Here is a 23,226-nt window from a genome sequence, read left to right as displayed (position 1 = left end):
ATTATAAGGTGTTCCCCCCGCCGTTGGCGGGGGGAACACCTTTATACTGTCAGTTATACTGTCAGTATTTTTGCGCATTTTGCGAATCATGCGACAGCCTTACTGTTATTTTATCGCCAGGTCGGAGAATTTGCCGCGGTAATATACCTTCAGGTCGTGCTTTGGAGGGCCCTCCAGCAGTTTTCCCGAGGTATCGAACCGGCCTCCGTGTGCCGGGCAGTCCCAGGTTTTTTCCGCGGAATTGAAGTTCAGCTCGGTGCCCATATGGGTGCAGCTAATATCCAGAATCGTCACATCGTCGTTATCGTCCCGGTAGACGCCCGCCTTCCTGCCCCGGAAATTGACGACGCGGCCCTCACCCCGACGCAGCCCCACAATGCTCTCGGTCCCTTCCAGCTTGGACAGGATGAGTTCTCCCACCGGCACAAATACTCCGGAGAGGGTTTTCCCCAGAGAGCTTATATAATCCGAACGGTTTCTGGAGTAAAGCTCCTGGAAGCGGCACTTCCCTTCCAGAATCCATTCCGAAATCAGCATGCCCGACAGCGTTCCGCTGGACATGCCCCATTTGCCGAAGCCGGAGGCCACGTAGATATCGGAATTCTCCGAGATTCTGCCGATATAAGGGATCTGATCAGGAGTCTCATAGTCCTGGGCGGACCAGCGGGCCAGGACCTTCCCGACGCCGGCAATCCTTCCGGCATACTCTTCCAGCGCCGCGTAATGCTTTTCCATGTCCGCTTCCCCGCGCCCCGTGGGATGGCTCTCCCCGGCCACAATGAGAAGCCGTTCGCCGTTTTCCGTGTGGGAGCGGACCGAACGGACGGGGTCCCCTGCGCTGATATAAGCCCCCTCCGGCCAGTCATTTTCAGCCTTCACGGCTATAGCATAGGCCCGCTTTGCATAAAGGCGGGTGAAAAAGAGATTCGGCCCGTCGTAAAAGGGATACTGGGTGGCCATCACGATGTGCTTTGCCCGGATCCGGACGCCGTTTTCGCAAAATACGCTCTTTGCCTCCCCGTTTTCCAAACGCTCCGCTTTCGTGCCGCAGTAAATTTCGGCTCCCAGGGCGACGGCAGCGGCGGCAAGAGCCCCGACATACCGCACGGGGTGAAAAACGGCCTGATGCCCGTAGCCCAGCGCAAGGAGGGAGCCGGGAGGAAAATCCGGGTTTTCCGCAAGCTCCGCATGTATCCCGAGCTCTGCGGCCGCCTTATATTCCGCTTCCACCACTTCCCTTTCCCCCGGCGAGGCGGCAAACAGAATCGCGGTATTTCTCTGAAACTGGCATTGGATGGCGTGTTCCTTTACACGCTCGGCGACAAATTCCACCGCTTCCGCCTGAGATTCCGCGAAAAGACGGGCGGCATCCCTTCCGTATTTTCCGGTGAGATTTTTATAGATCACTCCGTGCTGTATGGTTACTTTTCCCGTTGTGTTCCCGGTGGAACCGGCACAAAGGGTTTCCGCCTCGATCAGCACCGGGCGCATTCCGCCTTTGGCAAGACAGTAGGCGCAGGTGACGCCTGTAATTCCGCCTCCCAAAATGAGTACTTCCGTATCCAGGTTTTTTTCAAGACTCGGATAAATTCTTTGCTCCGCTGTTTTATTCCAGTAAGACACGTTTTCACGGTCCAAGATATCTCCACTCCTTACCCGCCTTCCCATCGGCCGAATTTGCCATTATTATGCGCAATATCCGACGGATTACTATTACGGAGGCGGAATCCATACCATTCATCTTTAAAAAGAACCTCAGCAAGCTCCGTCCTTTACTATGGCGGAATCCGTTCATTTTTGTCAGATTATTTGTTTGAAAATATAATTCATATATGTTATAATGGTAATCCTGGATACCAAAGAATTCAATTCCTCGGGCGATTCGCCCGAGGAATTATTCGGGTTTTTTAATCACCCGATTCACGGCAGACGGCACTATAATCCAACAGTTCCAGAAAGTCTTCCGGCTTTTTAACAGCGTTACAGAATGAATTAACTTTGCCTGATTTCCAAAAATAAAGAAAGGAGAGCGGCTCACTGCAGGAAAAAGGGCTTTATATATTCAAGATAATACTGTATAATAGGGAGGTAGATTATTATGGGCATTTTAGGAATCATCATCAGCCTGGCTCTCATCATCTTCGGTGCATACAAGGGCTGGCATATCTTCCCCATCGCCGTAGTGGGCGGCATCCTCGTGGCTCTTTTCAACGGCATGAATCTCTGGACCGCCCTGATGACCAATTACGCGTCAGGATGGATGAGCTGGGCGGGAACCTATTTTCTGCTCTTCGCCCTGGGCGCCCTGTTCGGAGAAATCATGGCAGCCACCGGAGCAGCCACATCCATCGCGTATTTCATTTCGGATAAGATCGGCGCCAAGAGAGCGCCTTTCGCGATTGCCATCATTACTCTGCTTCTTACATACGGCGGAATCAACTCCTTCGTTATCGCCTTTACCCTTTACCCCATTGCCGTGATCATGTTCAACGAAGCTAAACTTCCCCGCGCCCTGATGACCGCAGGTCTGATGCTGGGCGCCGGTACCGTCACACAGACAGCCATGCCGGGTACTCCTTCGGTTCAGAACCTGGTGCCTACTTCTATTTTGGGGACCAATGCATACGCGGCGCCGGCCATCGGCATCGTGGTTTCGATCTTCTTTATCGTGGCAGGCTTTCTTTATATCGCGCAGCAACAAAAAGCATACACCGCACGGGGCGAAGTTTTTGTGCCGATTCCACAGGACAGCGTCGTTCTCAAAAATAACGGAGAGGGCATACGGGAAGAAGTGCCGAGCTTCTTCGCCTCCCTTGTTCCCATCATCATCGTTGTCGTGCTGATCTTCGCACTCCAGAATGTGGTCGTTGCTCTGGCGGGCGTTACCATCGCCCTATTTTTCGGATGCCTTTCCTGCTATCTGCTCTTCATAAAACGTGTCAAGAATATCAAGAAGGTCATCAACACAGGCTTCTCTTCCAGCATCATGCCCCTTATGAACACGGCCGCCATCATCGGTTACGGAACCGTGGTACAGGCTTCCCCCGCGTTCCAGCAGCTGATTGTCATGGTGGAATCACTGAATATGAACGCCTATGTGGCAACCGGTATCGGCGTCAACGTTCTGGCCGGCGTCACCGGATCTTCTTCCGGCGGCCTGAAAATATTCTTAAACGCTATGGGCCAGTTCTATCTTGACAAGGGCGTCAATCCCGAGGCGTTCCACCGTGTCGCCGCTATCGCCTCCGGCGGTCTTGACACCCTGCCGCACAACGGCGCCGTTATCTCCATGTTCGCTATTTTCGGAACAAACCACAAGGAATCCTATAAGCACGTGTTTGTTCTCTGCTGCCTGATCCCCATTATCGGCACCATCATCGCCATTCTCATGGCTAATGCGATCTATCCCATCGGCTGAGACGGCCCGAAAAAAGGAATCCGGCATTTTAACATAAGGAGGAAATAGGTCTATGGAAATCAAAAAAGTCGCATGTATCGGTTCAGGAGTCATCGGATCCAGCTGGGCGACGGGGTTTGCTCTGAAGGGGTATCCCGTCATGCTTTACGACATCGACGAGAAGTTCCTGAAAACGGCAAAAGAGCGCATCGCCGCGAACCTGAAGTACCTTGCAAAGAATAAGGTCATCACTGAAGAGCAGATCAAGGAAATCATGGGCAGAGTCAGCTACACCACGGATATGGAAACCGCTGTCAGGGATGTACAGTTCATTCAGGAAAGTGTATTGGAAAACTACGATACGAAGCACAAGGTCATCGCCGAAGTCGAAAAATACGCTCCCGCGGACGCCATTTACGCCTCCTCCACTTCCGGACTTCTGATTACGGAAATCGCAAAGTATGCCAAACACCCCGAGCGCTTCATCGGCGGGCATCCCTACAATCCGCCACACCTCATCCCGCTGGTGGAGATCACCAAGGGAGAAAAGACCACCGACGCAGTCGTTGAGGCCGGAAAAGCATTCTATAAATCCGTTGGCAAGGAGCCGGTGGTCCTCAACAAGGAGGCGCTGGGCTTCATCAGCAACCGCATCCAGCAGGCTGTTTTCCGTGAGGTAACCGAGCTTGTGACGCGCGGAGTCTGCAGTCTGGAAGACGCGGGCAAGGCAGTCACCTTCGGCCCCGCACTCCGCTGGGCAATCATGGGCCCCGCCGAAATCTTCCAGCTGGGCGGAGGCGAAAAGGGCATCGACGGACTGTTCAAAATGGTGGAAGGCTCCGTCAACATGTGGCTGGACGACATGGCCGACTGGAAGCGCTATCCCGCAGGCTGGTGGGACTATTGCCGCAAAGAAGTGGACAAGTCCATCGCCGCCCGTCCGAAGGAAATCGGCAACACGGACGCGTCTCTTGCGGAATATCGCGACGACATGCTGATTGCCCTGCTCAAGCTGCACAACAAGCTGTAAAACTAATATCCAATAAATAGATTAAACAAGACGTATGGCTGCCCCCCGCCTCCGGCGGAGAGCAGCCATACTGTTTCACATGTTGTATCAGCATTTTTTATTGATGTCAAGTATACTTTTCATTTTTCAAAAAAACACATCTGTGTAACAGAAAAGGCCGCGAAACATTTGTTTCGCGGCCTTTTTTTGGCTGAGCTCCCTTCCCTGCCGATCACGGTCAAAGGTACCGGCAGAAAACCGGTAACCTATTTCGCTCTTTCCTCTATCTTTTTCATGAGAAACTCCATGCTTACGGGAGGGCTTGTGAGAACAGGAACGGAAAGATCCTTCAGCAAAGGCACAGCGCGCATCTGGGACATCTGGGACAGAACGATAACATCGCTGTGCGGCGCCATGGATCTGGCGCAGGCGGCCACCAGGCGGTTGTGTTCCTCGTCGTCTCCCCTGGCGCAGGCGTCAAACGCTCCCTCCGCCACACGGATCTCGGCTTCAAAGGACATTCCATTATTCCGGCAGCGGTCCAAAACGGCGGACACGCTCTTCACCGTAGGGCCGAAGGTCACAACAACACCCAGGCGATGATAGGCCCTTGCGGCGGTTTCGAACATGGCGACATCCGCCGCCACCACGGGAACATCCGCCATTGCGGAAATGAGGTCGATATGGGGCGAAAAAATGGTACAGGAGAGCAAAATTCCGTCCACCCCCAGTTCCTCCGCCTTTCCCACCAGGGAAGCCATCCGCCGGAGGTTGGCGCCGGAAATCCCGCCTTCCTTTTTCGCAAGATAGGACATACCCTCGTCCATCAAATGAAAAAGCTCCACATCCGGAAACAGTGCGGCGGCCGTCTCCTCCACGGGGGCAAGGGATACGCGCGTTGCGCTGATAACTGCTATGGTCCGTTTCATTTGATCTCTCCTTATTTAACCGTATTTCCCGCTGCGGCAGCAGCTATAAAAATACATTGGGTATTTCTCTCAGAAATTCCTGCCTGCGTAAGGTTTTTTACTATACGGTCCGTAATGCGGTGATTTTCGTTAAAGGACGGTTTTCTCCTTCGGGTTGCCGTTTCTCCTGTCCGAATGCAGGAAGCGGCGGCGGTATTCCGAGGGAGTCATGCCCGATTTTTCCCGAAAAAGGCCGGCGTAATACCCATGGTAATTGATGCCGCAGGCAGAAAACGCCTCTTCCACGGAAAGATTGGCATCCATGAGAAATTCCTTCAGCTTGTTCATTTTAATGCTGATATAGTAGTCATGGGGCGTCATTCCCACATGTTTTTTAAAAAGCCGGAAAAAGTACGCATAGCTCATGCTGACTTCCCGGGCCGTTTCCTGCGCGGAAAATTCCTCTTTCCAATGGCTTTCTATGTATTCCACCGCTTTGGTGATATCGCTTCTCTCGCGATAGCGCCCCTTGATGGTAAGAATGTTGGCGAGAAACAGGATATTTCCTTCGGCGTCTTTCACGGGATATGTCAGGATATCCTGCACAATCTGCTCAATATAGCGCGTTTCCAGCTTGTGAACACGTTTAATGGCCTGAACGGGTACCTTAACGTCGGGTGTAAAAACGGTTTCCCCGGAAAGCGCGCGCCGCACCGTCTCCAGAAGGCCGTCGTCCGCCACGTTGGGATCCTTCAAGAGGTTATACTGCCCCAGAATTTTGGAGGGGTCGTCTATTTCAAACTCCTGGAAAAAGGATTCGTTGGCAAAGATCATGGTTCCGTCGGCGGTATATAGCTGAACGGGAAACGGGAGATGATCAAGAAAACTGGCAAAAATCCGATTGTCAATGGGGAGATCGAAAATTGCTTCAAAGTCGTGTTCGTTGGGTCTCTCCAAAATATGCCCTCCTTACCCGCCGGAATTTCCGGAATGTGAAGATGAATCTTTAGCCGTCCAGAACATCATAAACTAGAAAACGGCATATGAAAAGACCCCAGAGCTGTTTTTTATGCATAAATGCGTGAATTGTCACATCTATGCCCGCTCCGGGGTCCCTATTCCTATTAATTGCACTTCATGTTTTCCTTTGAGGATGAAAAACCGCCCAAAAATATGCGGCCGTTCCCGAAATGGCCAGAAGGATACCCGCTGTCCAGTAGACCGGGATATACGGGGAGTCAGTGCCGTATATCTCCAGGACGCCGCTCATGCAGCTGCCCACGGTGAGGGCGGCTATGCCGGAGTTGTAAAGATTCCGAGAGACCCTGCCGGGATACGGGGATTTGAGAAGGGCAATCCCGGCGAAGGGCAGGACTCCGCCCAGGAGGGGAAGCAGGAAAAGGTACACCATGAAATCCGAATAGACGCCGTGGCTGAAGCGTTCATAGACAAAGCTGAAAAAGGCGCAGAACAGGGCGAGCATCAAATAGCTCCGCATGGAGCGAAAGGCACGTTTTCTGTCAGTACCCGATATAGACAATATCGCTCACGCTCCTTTCCCGGATGGTTTTGCCGTCCGTGGTGGGATTGTTGATTACGGAGCCGCAAAATACCATGGTGGAAGAGCCGCCGCCGTCCAGGTTATAGGCGGTCTGAACGCCGAGGCCCTGGAGAAAGGAGGCCAGCTCGTAAAGGGTAAGGCCTTCGCTCTCACTTGTCCTGCCGTCGGATACCACGAAGACGTAATGCAGGCTGTCAATGATCCCAACGGCCGTACGGGGATTGCTGGTCATGGCCTTATCCACTTCTTCGCTTTTCGTCACGGTTATCTCGCCGTCCTGCAGAAGCCCCGGGCCGAAGGACAGAACCTGCTGCGCCCCATCTTCCAGAAGCTGCGCGGCGGAGACGGACCCTTCCTTCACAATCTCAAAAGACCCGTCCTGATTAATCACCAGATCCTCCTGGGAGGAACCGGCGGAGGTATCCCGGTACAAAACGCCGTTGCGGATCACATAGCCTGAATTTCTGGCGCCGTAAAAGTCTCCGTTTATCGCGAGGATGGCGCCGGTCTCCTCCGCGACGGCGGAGGTTTTTTCCGTGACGTTCTTTCCGTAGCTGCTCTCCGCAAAGGCGGTTTTAAGCGCGTCGGGATCGGAGAGGACCACGTCCGCCACATAGATCGTGGTGTTATACTTTTTGTATTCAGAGATGGTGATCGTAATATTCCCGTCGGAGTAGGAATTTTCGGTTACCGCCGCGTCCTCCTGCGATCCATCGGAGGAGACGGGCGCGGAAGACTCATCCGTAACCGAAAGCTCCGCATCCTCCGAACCCTGTGAGCTGTCCCCCACCACCACCACATATACCCTGGAAATGGCGAAAGTGTCCAAAAGAACAAAAAGAGTGAAGCCCGCCAGAAGAACGGAAAACAAAGCCGCCCATACGTAGGGCTTTTTTAATATTTTCAAGGAAGCTTCCTCTCTTTCATTCCGTCCGGACCCCGGTTTTGCCGTCCGCGGGCCTTTTTTTTCGGAAGATCACGAATTTCTGAACGATCCAGCTGACGGAAAAGAAGGTGACCTCGGTTAAAAGCTTCGCCAGATACCGATTGGCGCCCAAATCATTGACAAGATAGCTCAGAAGCAGTGTGTTTCCGGCCAAAATACAGGCCGCCAGGGTAAAATACTGCGCCGCCGCTTTTACCGGGGAAACTTCGCTTTTAAAGACCAGCTTTCGGTTGATGGTGAAATTCACGGCAGCGCTGACCGCGCGCGCCGAGATATTGGAAATGGGGATACCGGGAGCACCGAGACCCGTTGTGAGATATGCAAGAAGGCTGTAAACGCCGTAATCGGTTATAAATCCGATGAAGGAGGAGGCGGCAAATTTGAAGATCTCCCGGTAAACGCGGAAGGAGTCCCTGAGGGTGTTAAAATGGGAGGCGGAATTGCCGTCCAAATATATCGTCTGAATGGGAACCTCTTTCATGGGAATCTCCCGGCGGGAGCATTCCAGCAGGACATTCATTTCGTACTCATACCGTTCCCCTTCCACACTCAAAAGAAAGGGAATCAGGTCCGGCGTAAAGGCACGCAGGCCCGTCTGGGTATCGCTGACGCGGCGCCCGGTGGAAAGGCGGTAGACCAGCCTTGTGATGCTGTTGCCCAGAAAGCTTCTGGCCGGAACGCCGTTTTCAAAATTGCGGCAGCCCAGTACGAGAGCCCCCCTGCTGCGCAGGGCTTCCCCGCTCACACGCAGGGCGTCCTCCACGCTGTGCTGCCCGTCGGCGTCCAGGGTTACGATCACGTCCGCATCCGGGTATTCCTCCCGGATGAAGGAAAGACCCGTTTTCAAAGCGCGGCCCTTTCCGCGGTTTTTCTCGTGGGTGAGAAGAGAAGCATAGAATCCCGCACGGCAGAATACCGGAAGATACGCTTCCCCGCTGCCGTCATCCACTACGACAGGCAAAAATCCGGAAACGCAAAGCCTGCGCGTTATTTCCGGGAGTTCTTCCCCTGGCTCGTACGCCGGTATCAGCGCAATCTTCTGCATCATACGCTCCTTTCTGGTTCTTCCACCGGCTGAATACGGAAAACGGGAGCCAGCCGGTTATATCTATCGGCAAGAAGTGGTTTGCCGAGATCCCTTTTGTTTAAGCAAACTATATTCGGAAAAGTTGAATATTTTTTGAACAATGCATGAAACTTCTGAAAACCATTTGATAAAATCATCTAACTTGCTCCCTCTCATGAAAAAGTATGATTTTCATTACTATCGCGGATATAACAGCGTCTACTCTAATCCCAGATCACGTTATATAATGAGAGCATGGGTATCTGGATCCGGAAGCGGTATAAATTTAAAATAAGTTGGTGAGAAGGATTATGGTTAAACGGATTATTGCTTTGATTATCGTCTTAGCTCTCATCTTGGTAACACCTGGGTTCGCACCAACGGCGGACGCTGCCGTTGAGACAGTTCCGGAAACGCTCAATGGAGTCAGCTACCAATACAACAGCCGTATTAAATTTTTGGATCTGTCTGTTGCTACGGGAACTGAAAGCGGCGTAAAAATCCCCGGAACAAGCCTTGCCGCGGGAGACGTACTTGTGGACCGGGAAAACCAAAGAAGTCTTAAAATCCTGAAGGTAAATCCGGACGGAACCTATCTTACGACAAAACCCACCATGGCCGAACTTTTTTCCGAATTTACCATTCCTCATCAGGTGATTCTGCCAAACGCAGCCAATATCACGGATTATACCGTCAAGGGAATTTCCGTGGCCCAGTATATTTCACAATCCAATTCCGGAGAAAGCACTAAAATCATGAGCGGCACCAACAGTACCCTTATGAATCAGATCTACGGTATTTTCAGCGACCGGGGAAGCAGGATTTACGAATACGACGGAGTCTATGAATTCACTCCCTTTGGAAAACCCGGCAGCGGCAAGGTGAAGCTTTCGCTTTCAGGCGCAATCGGCGTCAGCCCGGGGATCGTTGCGGAATATTCTCTTTTTGACGGATATGAGTTCGGATTTGTAAACGCAGCGCAGTTCATTGACCTGAACATCATGTTCGATGTGGCTATCCAGGAGGAGCTTTACCTGCCGGTTTTCGCGGTAAATGTTCCTATTGCGGGACTGGGAAACGTACGCATGGGCGTATTCCTTGTGGTGGATATGGATGGGAATATCACGCTGACGATCCGGGCCGAGGAAGGAATCGTTGCAAACGCTTCGGTATATGGAAAAACAAAATTCGGCATACCCACGTCCTTTCATGTGAATACCGGCTTTGATAAATATTTCGGAGCAGAGTGCGACCCTATGGGGTATATCCACGCGGGTCTTTACATCACACCCCTGGTTGGGTTGGAAATTCTGGACGTTGACGTCTTCGGAGCCCAGCTCCGCCTGGGTTTATACGGTTACGCGGATATCACAGACACCACCATGAATTACGGCGTCGACTTTGTTGTGAATGCATTCGTTACGATCATGGACGACAGAACCAATCTCATTAACATACAGATACCTATTATTGAGCGGAATAAAAGCTTTCGGGCATCTGACGACGTCATTTTCTACTTCAGCAGACTCTGCGTTTATCAGGACAGAATCAACATAGCCGCCATGACAAAACGTCTGGCGGGAACCTCGGCTCCCAACGCACTTCCCTTCAGTGACAAGCTGCCCTTCGCCAACCGGGACCTCGAAATCTGGTATTATAGGAATGGGAATGATCCTCTTGGCGGCCAAAACCAAAATCCAGACCTGAAAATTCCCTTGAAAACAGACGCCAATGGCTGTATTTCCCTGGATTTAGCGAACTTCTTAAATTATGTGCCAGCCTCCCAGTACAATACTTTGAGCGCAGCGCTGAAGAATTTGGGCTATACAAACGGAATCGATGTTCAGCGAGGTGATAGCATCAAGATACGGGCGCCGGGATTTCAGGGGGAGACAGACCTGATCCAAAGCGTTACCCCCTTCGGCAGAAGCAAGGAACCGGGTCAAAGCGATTTTTACGGCAACAGCAAAATACGGGGCGATTTCTTTGAGGACACCGTAGAGTTCACCACGCTTTCCGGGCCTGATCTCACAGTGCTTGACGTTCCAAACACCGAGGTTCAGTTCGACACCGCCAAGCGAATCTATTACGAGGGCGACGTTACGGTTTATTCAACGGATATCAGTACTAAAGCGACGGAAAAGGCAACGTTCAGCGCAAAACGGGACATAACAGAATATTCGCTGAAAAAGACCGGCTACTTTGTGACTTCCCTCATGGGCGACATGGGGAATTACAACATCAAACCCAACAATGAGCTGCGCTGGCAAATCAACGTTGACGGCTTTGTCTACGGCACTTACGAGTCTACGGGCGCAGGAGGCTGGGCAACGGAGCACCACGTTTTCGTCCGGCGCATGACGGAGGATCAGCAAGTAGCAATCGAGGACCTAAACGGCAACACCATCGGCATTCAGCACAACGTCCTGCTCCGGGTTGTCGCTGTGAATAAGGGCGGCAGCAGAGCTTATAAGGCATCGGCAAAGATCTACTATGCACTTGGAGCGGTACCGGTCGACTTTGTGCAGGGGTTACTTCCCATTCAGGATCTGGGATATGTCAAATTCCCCGCGGCCAATATGCGTTATCCGAACCATTTCGAGTACTATCCCGACAACCCTTTCCCTGTTCTGCTCTATGAAAAGAAAGACGCGCCGGATCTTCAGATCGGTGCAGCCGACGTATACAGCACGTCCGAAGGGACCTTCACTTCCGGAGAATACCGCTGGCGCTGGGAAGAAATTAAGCCCGGAGTACCGGAAACCATGTCTGTGCAGGAGATCAATATCACCCAGGATGCAACGGGAGCACCTGTTTCCCGTGCGGAAACAGTGGTAAAGACAAATCGGGTCTATATCCTCCCGGCGGGAACAGATATCAGCGCGTTTTCGGGAATCCCCATTTCTTACACGGTAACCAGCGAATCCGCCGGGGAAAGCATCATTGAGGAAAATGGGAACACCGCAGGAGTCCGAGATATCTTCGCTATGCGTCATATCGTTTCAGGGCTTACGCTGGAAGGAATTCCGCTGGAAAACCCGCCTTACTCCCCTCCCGCTCCCATCATATATAATCTGGACGAACTCACGGATGAGGATTTGAGTGTATTCGATATCGAATTCCAGATGGAGCTCATGAAAAATCACAGCGACCGTTTCGTAGTCAGCCCTCTGGACGAGTCAATTATGGGACAATATAAGGCCAGCCCCGCGGTATATCGAAACACATCGGTAAGAGCTCCCGTCACCATCCGAAACACTGCGGCTCTTCCCAAATGGGCCGCGGGTTATATCGCGGCAACGGTGAATAACGGCATTCTCCGGCTGGACGCACAAGGAAATTTCCCGGCGGGAAAATATACAACCCGCGCGGAGTTCTCAGCCGCCATTGTAAATGCTCTGGGATTAACCGCTCTCGATACGGTGAAAACAGGATTTCCTTTCACCGACGTCAAGGCTGACGATCCGAACTTAACGGGTATGAAGATTGCCTATCAGTGCGGCATTATCAACGGTACTTCGGCCACCACCTTCCAGCCGGGAGCACTCATCACACGGCAGGACGCTGCCGCGATGCTGATGCGCGCTTTCGGCCTGGGAAACAAGCGTCTCATTCCGATGAACACAACCGGGACCCTTGCCCTGTTCAGCGACCGGGCAACGGTAAGCGCCTATGCTGTAACAACACTGGAGCAGGCTGTCCGCCTCGGATTTTTCAATGGCTATACGGATGGGACATTCCTGCCGAAGAACAATATAACCAACGAGCAAACGGCAAAGATCACCTGGGAGCTGAAGCTCAAGGCCGAAACCCCGGGAGCGCAGTGGACCTGCTGAATCATTCCTGAAATGCAAAAGCCCCGTGCCGCTTCCGCTGCACGGGGCTTTTCTATTGATTCATCATCGGTTGCTGCAAAGAGAAAAATGCGATATTCTATAAAGAAAAAGCATCTTTACCGCAAATTATCTCACATATGGGTAATTACCGGTGGTGATGCCCCAGATGGTTGAGAAATCCCAGCCGGAGAATGTCGCCTGGGTCTTCATCTCCGCGGTGGTTTTGGGGATTCCTTTTCCCGCATCGCTCTGGCCGGAGGTCTCCTTGTCGTAATAGCAACGGGAAATGCTTCCGCCGCTGTTGTTTCCCACAAGGCCGCCCATAATTCCCGTGCCTGAGACGAGGCCGACGGAGTAACTGTCCGCTACGGTGCCCTCATTCCAGCCTACGAGGCCGCCCTCGTTACCGTCTGCCGTTACCGCCGTTAAGGATTTACAGTAAATCACCGTTCCAGCCGAGTGATTGTACCCCACGGCGCCGCCCGCCATATTGTCGGCGGCTACGGACATACCACTGACGCAGCGGGAAACGGTTCCCTTGTTCTCACCGGCGATGCCGCCGACATACATGCCCCCGCTTACGGAGGACGTGCCGGAGGAGCGGGTAACGACTCCGATGTTGAGTCCTGCCAGACCTCCCACATAGTTTTCGCCTGAAATTTCCGCTTCCGAAAAGCACATATAGATCATGCCGTCATTTCTGCCGGCGATCCCACCCACGCAGTGGTATCCGCTGGCAATTCTGCCGGATACCACGACGCGGTCCACCCGGGAAGCGCTTCCCGTCTGGGAAAAGAGGCCCACATAGTTGCCGGGAGCGGATGTGATGTTCAGCGTCACGGTTTTCCCGTAGCCATAGAGGGTTCCGTCAAACTCCGTCCTGATCCAGGCGTTTTGCGGTAGAGTGATGTTCGATGCAAGGCCGAAGTACATATTTTCCGTGGGGATCGTGTTCAGGAGAAGAAGCTGGTCCTCCGTGGCTATCTGATAGGGAGACGAGGCGGTGCCGGTGCCGCCCGCAAACCCGTAGGTCGCGGGACCGACTGCAGCGCTCAGTGCGCTGCCGCCGGCCGAACCGGAAGCCGTTACCCGAAGTTTGATGTATTTCCCCACATCCTCCAGGCAGAGCGTATAGGAGGACGAGGTTGCACCGGATATATCCGCGTAGGTTCCGTCCGCCGCGGAGGAGGACATCCACTGATAGGAGAGTGTCGGCGGGGATGTCGGCACTCCTCCGAAATAGGCGATCATGCTTGCCGCCAGGGTCCCGTTCAGCTTTGCGTCCCCGGTGACGCTCACGCTGGAAACGGTGGGCGTCAGAACCAGCACCAGCTTATAGGTCACGTTGACGCGGATGTTGATATGGGTCAGGTCCGTACCGTCGGACACGGTGACGACAAAGTCGTCTATGGAATTGGAGGACACGTCGCCGGAAACATACCGGATCCTCCCGTCCGTCGTGAGCTCCGCGGTGCCGTAGACCGTGGAATAAGGGTTGATCTGTCCGTTGATCTTCACAACCTCCAGGATATCCCCGTCCACGTCGGACGCCAGCTGATCGGCGGAGATGATCAACTCCGTCTGCTCCTGCACAGTGAATTCTACAGGATTTGACAAAGCTTCCGGCGCCGTGTTTTCCGTCGTACCGCCTGTTACAGGAGATGCCAATAAGCCCTTATAGAGCCTGTTTACCAGGAGAATGCTCTCCTGTACCGTGGTGTTTCCCAGAGGATTGATCCGATTCCCGCCAACGCCTTTCATGATTTCCAGGCCGTTTAACAGCCGTACGTCGGATAGGGCCCAGGAGCCGATCTGATCCTGGTCGGCAAAAACGAGGGAATCCGTCCCGGAAAGGGCGGCATAGGACTTCCCCTCCATGGAATCCAGCACCCGGGCGGCGCGCATCATCATGGCGGCGATCTCCTGACGGGTGATAAAAGCCAGGGGATCAAAAACTCCGGCGGCTTTCCCGTTGACGATACCCATCTGATATGCCTTGGTCACGTAAACGTTATCCACGTCGCCGAATGGATTTGTAATGGTGAGGGCAACAGAGGAGCCTGTCGCCGTCTCCACCATATTCACGATCTGCATGCAGAAGAGAACTCTGGTGATATTCCCAAGGTAGTTACCGTCCGCCGCGGGGGTAACAAGGCCGTTTGCGCGCGCCTCCTCCACTTCCGCCAGAGCCCAGCTGCTGGGCTCATCCACCGCGGCTGCCGCGAAGCCGGCGGACAGCAGCGACAGGGACAGAACCAGGGCCAAAGCTGCGGAAAGCCATTTTTGTGCAAAAACCTTTCTCCGTTTTCCGGTCATCGTTTTCCCTCTTTTCATTTGATTTTATTCTTCGGCAGTTACCACGACGATGGTGATCAGATTCCCTTCCGAGTCGCTGTCGGGATTGATATTAGCCATCATGCTGATTTCCATGCCTTCCGATTTTCCTGAGAGAAGAACCATATTGTCAGATTTCTGGGAGAGCTCGTCGGAGTCAAAGGTCAGATTATCCTTGTAAAAATCGTAGATGGATGACAAGTCGTCGTCCGTCTCAATGGCCAGGGTATAGACATTGTCCTGATAGCCGGCCAGGGTAACAAGACCTTCCGGGTACAAAGGCGCAAGTTCCGTCGGGTACCCGTCGGGAATCGTGACGCCTCCTTCCAGGCCAACTTCATAGTGCATACTTCCGTCCTTGCTGGAAAACTCCACTTTCTGCTCATCCTCGTTGTAATTTACCTGGACATCCTGGGTTTCCGTGGGCGCAGGAGTTGTCTCCGCGGCGGCTTCCGTCCCGGTGGGAGCAGCCGTCGCCGCACTGCCGCCGCAGGAAGCGGTAAAGATGGCCATCAATACCGCCAACAGGATCAGGCCCGGCTTTGTCATCTTTTTGCGCATGGGTATACCTCCTCTTTCAAATTCGGTACTTTTATTATAATAAATGGGACTTGGAGGAAACAGTGCCGCGAGTCACTGCATGAATGACTCGCGGATATACTTCCATTTTACGGTAAGCACGGGAGGTGAAATTTACGCTATGGATCTCACATTCGCCTATGAGACATACTATCTGGTTGAGCTGCAGATCGCGTCCATCTTTCTGCTGGTGACGGTGAACACCGCAATCTGGATGAAAGCAAAGAAGATTCCTCTGCTTTATTCCTACCTCTCAGTGCAGGGAGCTTTGCTTCTCTGGATGACGGCGAAGATTCTGAAAAACGTCTCCCCGACTGTGGAGCTTAAATTTCTATTTGTCGTAATCCAGTATGTCGGCATCTGCTCTCTGGGCGTTTTATTTTTCGCCTTCGCGTTTTATTACGCCAAGGGGAGATTTCCTGCCGGAAGAACCCTGGCCGTGCTTTCCGTTTTCCCTTTTATCACCCTTCTGATTCTCTCCACCAATCCTCTCCATCATCTGTTTTACTCCCGCTTTGACTTCTGGGGCGACAGCTTCGGTCCGGCCTTTTACGCGCATCAGGCGTATCATTACGTACTGATCGCGGGGGGAATCCTCCTGTGCGGGAAAAACTATTTTCACCAGTTCGGGGAAAAGCGGCTGCAGGCAGTTCTGTTTTCCGTCGCGATCCTCGTTCCCCTGATTGCCAACATCCTGTACGTCTTTGGCTGGGTGGAGCCTCTCTTCGGGTTCTCGCCCCCCTGCGACATCACGCCCATCGCCTGCAACATCTCGCTTTTCATGTTTGCCCTGGCCGTCTTCCGATACCGGTTTTTCGACGATCTGAAGATCACCTGGCGGGCCGCGATGGATCTGCATCCGGACGGGATCCTCCTTCTGGACGGGTCCGGGCGGGTTTCGGATTACAACAGCACGTTTCAGACCCTCTTCGAAGGCGGGCAGCTTTTCGCCAGGAATCCTTCGGACTCTGCCCGGCGCCCATCGGAAGCATCCGTCCGTCGGTTTCAGACAGCAGGGTTCCCCGCAGGCAAAACCTGCTTCGGGAGCCATGTCTACGAGACAGAAACGGGAGGCTTTATCCGGATGAAATGCGGTCCCGTGGAAAACCGCGGCCGGCACATCGGCACATTCCTTCAGTTTTCCGACGCGACGCTCCGGCAAATGCTGCTGAAGGAATCGGAAAAGCGCAACGAGGCGCTCTCCAGGCTCAACCGGATCCTGGAAAACGAGGCCGGCGTACAGAGAGCCCTCATTGTGACGAGGCGGAAAAACTATATCGCCCGGGAGGTGCACGACATTCTGGGGCACTCCGTGGTGCTGGCCATCACCATCCTGGAAACCGCCAGGATGTCTCCCGCGGCAGGAGACGAATTAGCGCAATCCATACGAAACGCCATGGAACCTCTGAAAAACAGCATAAAAAGAAATCCCGCCCGGGAAACCCCGGACGGGGAGAATTCTGGCGGCCTGCGGGATATGCTCTCCGCGCTGAAGGAGGACGCCGAAAAGGCATCCGTATCGGTGGAGATCTCCATTTCAGGAAGACTCCCCGAGCTTGCATCGGAGCGCGCGGAGGCGGCCTACAAGGTCTGCCGCGAGGGAGTGACAAACGCCATCCGTCACGGGGGCGCGGACAGGGTCGACATCATCCTGAGGAACGCAGGCCATGGATTGGAAATCTACGTCATGGACAACGGCTCCGGCTGCGGCAAGATCGTCAAGGGAATGGGCCTTTCCGGAATGGAGGAGCGGCTTGCTCCCCTGGGGGGAAGACTGGAGTTCAGCTCCCCGGAGGAGGGAGGGTTTTCCCTCCGGGCCTTTCTTCCCTTCATATAAGCTCGTTTTTCAGGGCAAAAACGGCCATCTGGGTCCTGTCCTTCTGGCCGGTGATGCTGAGAATGCGGGAGATCCGATTTTTGATGGTGCCCTCGGAGAAATTGAGAAGCTCCGCGATTTCCCGGTTGCTCTTCCCGGCGGTGACATATTTGAGAATCTTTCTGTCGGTGATGTCCAGGCCATACTCGTCATAAATCTCGTCGGCCATGTCCAGCTGGGCCGACCTGCCGGCGACGGACGCGCACACATGCCTGCGCAGCACGGCGGCTACGCTCTCATGGGCGACGAAAATGCCGTCGCAGACGCTTTTAATGGCGGAAATCAGCATCTGAGGACGGATGTCCTTCAAAATATAGCCGTCCGCTCCGCCCGAAAACGCGCGGAGTATATTTTTTTCGTCTCCGAAGGTGGTGAGAAGAATGACCTTCGTTTCAGGGAATTCGCTTTTAATGGCGTTCAGGGCGTAAATCCCGTCGTAGGACGGCATTTTGATGTCCAGAAGCACCACGTCGGGAGTATGTTCCCGGCACAGGCGGAGGAGCTCCTCTCCGTCGGCGGCTTCGCCCGAAACGAGAAATTCCCCGTTCTGGGAAAGGATCATGGACAGCATCTGCCGGATCAGCGTCTGATCGTCCGCAATGGCAACCTTGATCATATCTCTTTCTCCTTTCCATGGCTTAGTTCAGTCTGTGAGGTCACTCACCGACTTGCGGATCTCGGACATTACCATCCTGCAGCTTTCGATCATCCTATCCAGCCTTTCGCCGAGAGCCGGGTCCTCCCCGCGTACGGCCGCGGTTTCCATCGCCTCCAGGCCGATTAAAAGCTCCGCGATGCTCTGCCCGATACGCTGCTGAATCTCCATAGCGGCGCGGTATTTCTCCTGCTCGTTTTCCAGGCGGGAGGTCGCATCGATATACCGCTTCAATTCTTCGTTCTTTTCCTTCAGAGCCCGGTTTTTTCCCTCCAGGTCCCGCAGAAGCTTCGTCCTCTCGGTGACATCCGAGAAGGTCATGACGGTGGAGGGGCGGGTTTCGTTCCCCGCCCGGGCGGCGCTGACGCGGAAATACCGAAGGCCGGAGCCGCTTTCCAGAGCCAGATCGAAAGGCTCAAATTCCGGCAGGAACAGGGTCGGAAGCGAGGTGTTGGGCCCGGAGTGCCCGGCAAGATACCCGTAAAGTTCCCGCAGGGAGGACCTCTTCCCCAGGAAAGGAAAGAGCTTCAGGGCGTTTTTATTGCTGTCCATGAATCTGTCGGAGCTGTCGAATAATATCACGGCGTCTTCGATGCGGTCGGCAAACAGGTCTATGGACAGATCGGAAAGCCCGGTAAAGATATCCCTTCTCCCCCAATAGGCGAAAGTGGAAATAACCGCAAAGGCAAGCTCGGGCGACAGATCCGAAACCCAAAACGAGACAGGAAAAAACGGCAGAAGCGTAAGCACGGCATCAGCCAGGAAAACCGCGGCGGAGAGCGCTGTGAATTTGCCGTCTTTGTTTTTCCTGCGCAGGAAGGCAAAAAACAGCGCCAGGACCGGAAGCAGAAGAAGTCTCACAATCCACTGCGCCTGCGCGCAGATCTGCGCCACGGACAATACGGGCGCCACCAGCTCCAGGATTTTGCCCACAATCCAAAGAAGAAGGAGCGCCTGTACGGCAAGATAGACGGCCAGCAGCGCGTCCTTCCTGACCCTCACTGCTAAAAAAGCATTTATCAGGGCCGATAGAATCACGCAGGCCGTCAGCGCCGCGATATGGGAAAGGGTGTAGAGCGTATAGACATCCATGAAGTCCAACGGCGGCACCACCTTTTTTCCATTATACCTTGGTATCGGAAAAATTTGAAGTGCCGGGTTTCCGTTTTCCCATGACGAGTGTCCATTGATCATTCCAAAAGCGGACCGGTTCCGAAAAACCCGTTTTCAGGGTTTCTCCGGCCGGTCCGCCATTCATCTTATCATTTCATCCGGCGGCATGCCGCTTCTGATCTGTCTGCCTGCTTTTCATTTTACCGTACGTCATATTCCTCCGGCTGCAGCGCAGGTTCTCTTCCGGTCAGATATTGAATCATCAGGAAAATGGCCAGGATGCGCCAGGCAATATAACAAAGGAGGATCCCGATTTGATTCGGACCGTGCGAATTAAATACCAGGTTATAGCCGTACATGACCACGCATACGGTCTCGGTACAGAGAAGAGCGGTGAGCACGGCTTTGTTCCTCTTTCCGTAAAAAACAGAGGCCAGGATGATCTGGGAGGCACACAGCGGAAAATCAAGCAGGTATATATTCCGGGGGGAGCTTATCATATCTGTGATGATATCCCCGTAATAGACGCTCAATATGGCGATTGAAACCAGAACAAATAACATCAAAATACAGTTCAGTATGACGATATAGGATATTTCAAATTCTCTGCCCTTCCATTTGAGGCCCTTTTTCAGAATCAGATACAGGATTGCTCCGAGAAGCAGAATCAATATCATCATACTCAAATAGAAATACGCCATCACGGCGCAAAACACGATTGAAAACAAGATCAGTCCCTTTCGAGACTCCTTTGCCTTATCCTGCAAAGCCGCATCAAAAAATGCGGAGCCATTCGCTTTGTCGGGAGAATCCCATTCTTCCGCAGCGTCCTTCCCGCCATGTTTCGTTTTCCGCAAACGATTCAAGCCGTCATCCCCTATTGGCGCGCCGCCCGATTCTTGATTCTGTTAATAATACCATAATTTACTTTTCGTATGATATTATATAAATGCAATCCATTAAAAACAAGCGGTATAAAATTATTTTGTCAATTCCAGGGGATTGGAGCCGTTCCTACGCTGTCACGAGGCCCGTCTTCGCCGCTGCGGCAAGGGCGGGGGTCAGGAACGTCCGCGGAAGCAAGCATACTGTGCCTTTGTTTAATTAGATTTTCCTGTTCCAATAAAATCGGGCAAATCTACTGCGTCGAAAATGGAGCTGGATAAAGCGCCGGGGCCGCAAGCGGCCCCGGCGCAACGCACATCAGCCCGCAGTGCGGGCTGAAAGGCGCTCCCGAGCAGGGTCAGATTTCGTGCGATGGAGTCGCATTAGGTGTCGTGCTTTGCGAAAAACCGCATGTGTCAAGGGCTTGATAGGGGTCGTGAACGGCCCCTATACAATTAAAATTACAAAAGACCTTTTGCAAAATCGGAAAATGTATCTGCGATAAAGTACATGTTTGATTCATCATTTGAACTCGGGAATTCATAGGTGTGATCCCAGTAACATATACCGGTATTATCACCTGAGCACATCAAAACAAGGAATCCATGTTCAATACTATCGCCTATGACGACGGCCCCATCCAGCATGTCGTCCTTAAACATGGCCATCCATGTATCAATGTTCGCATTTTCATGAGTCGTGCCAATTCCATATAGAACATCAACATGAATCGTTCCTTTAAGGCTTTTCACGAAAACTTGGCATTTCTCATCTTTTTCTATGATTCCTCCGTTGTATTCCAGTAGGAATTTAATATAGTCATTGGGCAGTCGAAGATGATATTGGTTTTCAAATGCTCTGATTGTTTCTATTTTCGCAGTGCCAAATTTATCTATTGTCATTTGCCTCACCTCTTACCTTTTTATTGCTGACATTCCACCCCTGTGGGTAAACTGCATATGAATTTGCTTATTGACTTCTTGCAATGTTCTTCCATCCTCAAGATGGTGCCATACATTATTTATGGGGTCCATGCGCCCTCCGGTTATCATATCGGCATTTTTGAAATCTCTGTAATAATCTGTGAACCCGCCAATATTCGCTTCCTGAACAACATGTCCTGAGCCTTTGAAATCTGGATAGCCATTTTTGTATGTAACTGAAACACCTTGTGGGTTGGTATATTTCCACGTCCCATTATTTATTTCAATTTTCCTCCACCATTGAGCCACTTGTTGACGGCTGGAGAATTTGACGGCTTGGCATTTAGGAGATCGTCCGGTATTTTCGACCCTTGGGTAAAAGTCTTCCCCGCGCTCTCAAGAAGCTCGTCGGCGGACCTGGCGGCGGACTTGAGGATGCCGCCGGAGTCTTCCGCTTTCCGGACGGCGGAGACGAGAAGGCCCCACTCGGCGGCGTCGTCCGCGTTTTTCGCGGCGCCGTGCAGCAGATCGGTCACCGTGTCGCCGTACTTTGCGATTCCTTTCATCAGCCATTCGGAGGCTTCGGGGCTTATCTTCGCCGCGGCGGCAAGGGCGGGGGTCAGTGTCTCCGCGAAAGCAAACGAACTGTGCCTTTGCTTAATTAGATTTACCCTGTTCCACTCAAATCGGGCAAATCTACTGCGTCGAAAATGGAGCTGGATAAAGCGCCGGGGCCGCAAGCGTCCCCGGCGCAACGCACATCAGCCCGCAGTGCGGGCTGAAAGGCGCTCCCGAGCAGGGTCAAAGTTTATATAGTGGGATCAATAATAGAGTATAATTTTTTCAAAAAAGAATCATATTTTTTACACAATTTCCTGCATTGTTTCAAAGAGGCAAAAATATCTGTTATCAACTATTCTGTCAACATGATAATGTCCAAAAAACCACTTTTTAAAATTCAACATTTTATTTATGCTTTCAAAAAAACAAGTTAATTCATTTTCTTCATATTCGGGTTTTACTTGTCTTTGGATAGAATTGGGTGCGCAGTGGGTAACGATATAATCTACTTCCCAATCAACAGTATTCAAATTATTCATAGCAATTTGATATTCTTCTGGAGATGGCATTTCTTGCGGCCACCAATTTTTCTCTTCTTTTCTTAATTCTCTATCATGAGAACTTGCTCCGCCCATTGTAAATATTTTCTTATCATTTATATGAAACACTTGTCCGCGCATTAAATGGAAGAGTTTCTCATTAATTCTATGAGCATTTCCACCACAGAACTGTATAATTGGAAATTCTTTATTCAGCATTCTGTAATTTTCATGATTTCCATCTACAAATAATGTTGTAAAGTTTTTTTCTTTTAACCATTTTAGCCAATACTGTTCTTCATTACTGTTATCCCAGACGCCCCCAAAGTCCCCGCAGATAATTACATAATCTTCGGCAGACAGGTTTTTTTGCGTAGGGAATCTCTTGTTGCCTAATTTAATTATATCTATCGGTATATGGGTATCTCCTGTTATATACATCATGATCTGTTGCTTCCTTTTCTTTCGGTTACCGATATGCCACAATATCTCTATATTGTGGCATATCGGTAACCGGTTCATATTTTTGATTTCAATTGCCCCAGAACAAATCTTCAAATGTTCCATAACTCTTGTAGGGTAGCTTAACCTCTTCTATCGGGACCTCCGTGATACCCAACTTCTTTGCCGCCAGCAATCTGTGATGTCCATCGACAACATACATGTTACCATTATACTTTATATATTTTATGGATTCTTGAATGCCATTGACTTTAATGTTATCCATCAAAGCGCTGAATTCCTTGTTGCTTAACATTTTAGAGTGCGTGGGAGTTAGTTTAAACGATTTAGCAGTAACTACATTCCCCGTGCCCTCAATGAGCTCATCGGCGGACTTGGCGGCGCTTTGGGCGGCGTCCAGGGCTTCGTCGGCGTTCCTGGCGGCGGATTTGAGAATGTCGGCGGATTCCTCCGCTTTCCGGACGGCGGAGACGAGAAGGCCCCATTCGGCGGCGTCATCCGCGTTTTTCGCGGCGCCGTGCAGCAGATCGGTCACCGTGTCGCCGTACTTTGCGATTCCTTTCATCAGCCATTCGG

General features: G+C 52.1%; 20 protein-coding genes. 4 read left to right on the top strand and 16 right to left on the bottom strand.

Going from position 1 to position 23,226, the window contains the following annotated elements:
• Positions 1–105: 105 nt before the first annotated feature.
• Entirely contained in the window at positions 106–1,545 is a 1,440-nt protein-coding gene (locus B9A13_RS00095) for an FAD-dependent oxidoreductase (protein ID WP_159447964.1), read from the bottom strand.
• Between the two features lie 553 nt (positions 1,546–2,098).
• Between B9A13_RS00095 and B9A13_RS00090 the strand changes: the two genes are divergently transcribed.
• Together B9A13_RS00090 and B9A13_RS00085 are read left to right on the top strand one after the other, a co-directional pair.
• Positions 2,099–3,418, top strand: a complete 1,320-nt coding sequence (locus tag B9A13_RS00090; RefSeq protein ID WP_084233009.1) for a GntP family permease — start codon at positions 2,099–2,101, stop codon at positions 3,416–3,418.
• Positions 3,419–3,470: 52 nt separating this feature from the next.
• Positions 3,471–4,427 carry a 3-hydroxyacyl-CoA dehydrogenase family protein gene (locus tag B9A13_RS00085; RefSeq protein WP_084233008.1) on the top strand — a complete coding sequence of 319 codons (957 nt, stop codon included), beginning with the start codon at positions 3,471–3,473 and terminating at the stop codon, positions 4,425–4,427.
• Between the two features lie 245 nt (positions 4,428–4,672).
• Here B9A13_RS00085 and B9A13_RS00080 read toward each other — a convergent pair whose 3' ends face one another.
• The 5 genes from B9A13_RS00080 to B9A13_RS00060 form a co-directional block, all read right to left on the bottom strand.
• Positions 4,673–5,335, bottom strand: a complete 663-nt coding sequence (locus B9A13_RS00080; RefSeq protein ID WP_084233007.1) for an aspartate/glutamate racemase family protein — start codon at positions 5,333–5,335, stop codon at positions 4,673–4,675.
• Between the two features lie 129 nt (positions 5,336–5,464).
• Positions 5,465–6,271: a helix-turn-helix transcriptional regulator gene (locus tag B9A13_RS00075; protein WP_084233006.1), complete on the bottom strand. Its 807-nt coding sequence runs from the start codon at positions 6,269–6,271 to the stop codon at positions 5,465–5,467.
• Between the two features lie 178 nt (positions 6,272–6,449).
• Positions 6,450–6,797 (bottom strand): hypothetical protein, encoded by a 348-nt coding sequence (locus tag B9A13_RS00070; protein WP_242942734.1) that lies wholly within the window; start codon positions 6,795–6,797, stop codon positions 6,450–6,452.
• A 37-nt stretch (positions 6,798–6,834) separates the two neighbouring features.
• Positions 6,835–7,782 (bottom strand): phosphodiester glycosidase family protein, encoded by a 948-nt coding sequence (locus B9A13_RS00065; RefSeq protein WP_084233004.1) that lies wholly within the window; start codon positions 7,780–7,782, stop codon positions 6,835–6,837.
• 16 nt (positions 7,783–7,798) lie between these two features.
• A complete protein-coding gene (locus B9A13_RS00060) occupies positions 7,799–8,869 on the bottom strand; it encodes a bifunctional glycosyltransferase family 2/GtrA family protein (protein WP_242942733.1) in 1,071 nt (356 codons plus the stop codon).
• A gap of 329 nt (positions 8,870–9,198) precedes the next feature.
• Here B9A13_RS00060 and B9A13_RS00055 point away from each other — a divergent pair, with 329 nt between their 5' ends.
• Entirely contained in the window at positions 9,199–12,723 is a 3,525-nt protein-coding gene (locus tag B9A13_RS00055; protein WP_084233003.1) for an S-layer homology domain-containing protein, read from the top strand.
• Positions 12,724–12,849: 126 nt separating this feature from the next.
• On the opposite strand, the gene B9A13_RS00050 is transcribed toward B9A13_RS00055, so the two are convergent.
• Both B9A13_RS00050 and B9A13_RS00045 read right to left on the bottom strand, forming a co-directional pair.
• On the bottom strand, positions 12,850–15,039 hold the full coding sequence (locus B9A13_RS00050; RefSeq protein WP_159447963.1) for an S-layer homology domain-containing protein: 2,190 nt from the start codon (positions 15,037–15,039) through the stop codon (positions 12,850–12,852).
• A gap of 24 nt (positions 15,040–15,063) precedes the next feature.
• Positions 15,064–15,618: a hypothetical protein gene (locus B9A13_RS00045; protein WP_084233001.1), complete on the bottom strand. Its 555-nt coding sequence runs from the start codon at positions 15,616–15,618 to the stop codon at positions 15,064–15,066.
• A 139-nt stretch (positions 15,619–15,757) separates the two neighbouring features.
• Between B9A13_RS00045 and B9A13_RS00040 the strand changes: the two genes are divergently transcribed.
• Positions 15,758–17,473 (top strand): sensor histidine kinase, encoded by a 1,716-nt coding sequence (locus tag B9A13_RS00040; RefSeq protein ID WP_159447962.1) that lies wholly within the window; start codon positions 15,758–15,760, stop codon positions 17,471–17,473.
• On the opposite strand, the gene B9A13_RS00035 is transcribed toward B9A13_RS00040, so the two are convergent.
• The 8 genes from B9A13_RS00035 to B9A13_RS00005 all read right to left on the bottom strand — a co-directional run.
• Positions 17,466–18,128, bottom strand: a complete 663-nt coding sequence (locus tag B9A13_RS00035) for a response regulator transcription factor (protein WP_084232999.1) — start codon at positions 18,126–18,128, stop codon at positions 17,466–17,468. The two genes, B9A13_RS00040 and B9A13_RS00035, sit on opposite strands and share 8 nt — an antisense overlap.
• Before the next feature lie 27 nt (positions 18,129–18,155).
• Positions 18,156–19,268, bottom strand: coding sequence for a nitrogen regulation protein NR(II) (locus B9A13_RS00030; protein WP_084232998.1), 1,113 nt, complete (start codon positions 19,266–19,268; stop codon positions 18,156–18,158).
• Between the two features lie 212 nt (positions 19,269–19,480).
• Complete coding sequence (locus B9A13_RS00025) at positions 19,481–20,008, bottom strand: hypothetical protein (RefSeq protein ID WP_143806814.1); 528 nt, start codon at positions 20,006–20,008, stop codon at positions 19,481–19,483.
• 618 nt (positions 20,009–20,626) lie between these two features.
• Positions 20,627–21,067, bottom strand: a complete 441-nt coding sequence (locus B9A13_RS00020) for an SMI1/KNR4 family protein (RefSeq protein WP_084232996.1) — start codon at positions 21,065–21,067, stop codon at positions 20,627–20,629.
• A gap of 12 nt (positions 21,068–21,079) precedes the next feature.
• Positions 21,080–21,397, bottom strand: coding sequence for an HNH endonuclease (locus tag B9A13_RS14210; protein WP_200809655.1), 318 nt, complete (start codon positions 21,395–21,397; stop codon positions 21,080–21,082).
• Positions 21,367–21,654 carry a hypothetical protein gene (locus B9A13_RS14205; RefSeq protein ID WP_200809654.1) on the bottom strand — a complete coding sequence of 96 codons (288 nt, stop codon included), beginning with the start codon at positions 21,652–21,654 and terminating at the stop codon, positions 21,367–21,369. Before B9A13_RS14205 ends, B9A13_RS14210 begins: the two co-directional genes overlap by 31 nt.
• A gap of 297 nt (positions 21,655–21,951) precedes the next feature.
• Entirely contained in the window at positions 21,952–22,632 is a 681-nt protein-coding gene (locus B9A13_RS00010) for a metallophosphoesterase family protein (RefSeq protein ID WP_200809653.1), read from the bottom strand.
• An 88-nt stretch (positions 22,633–22,720) separates the two neighbouring features.
• On the bottom strand, positions 22,721–23,226 hold a 506-nt coding region (locus tag B9A13_RS00005), incomplete at its 5' end, for a ParB N-terminal domain-containing protein (protein WP_207651218.1).

Origin of the sequence: Papillibacter cinnamivorans DSM 12816, assembly GCF_900176335.1 — a bacterium.
Taxonomy (GTDB): domain Bacteria; phylum Bacillota; class Clostridia; order Oscillospirales; family Oscillospiraceae; genus Papillibacter; species Papillibacter cinnamivorans.
The sequence above is the reverse complement of the archived record's forward strand: the minus strand, read 5'-3'. Positions and strand labels throughout refer to the sequence as shown.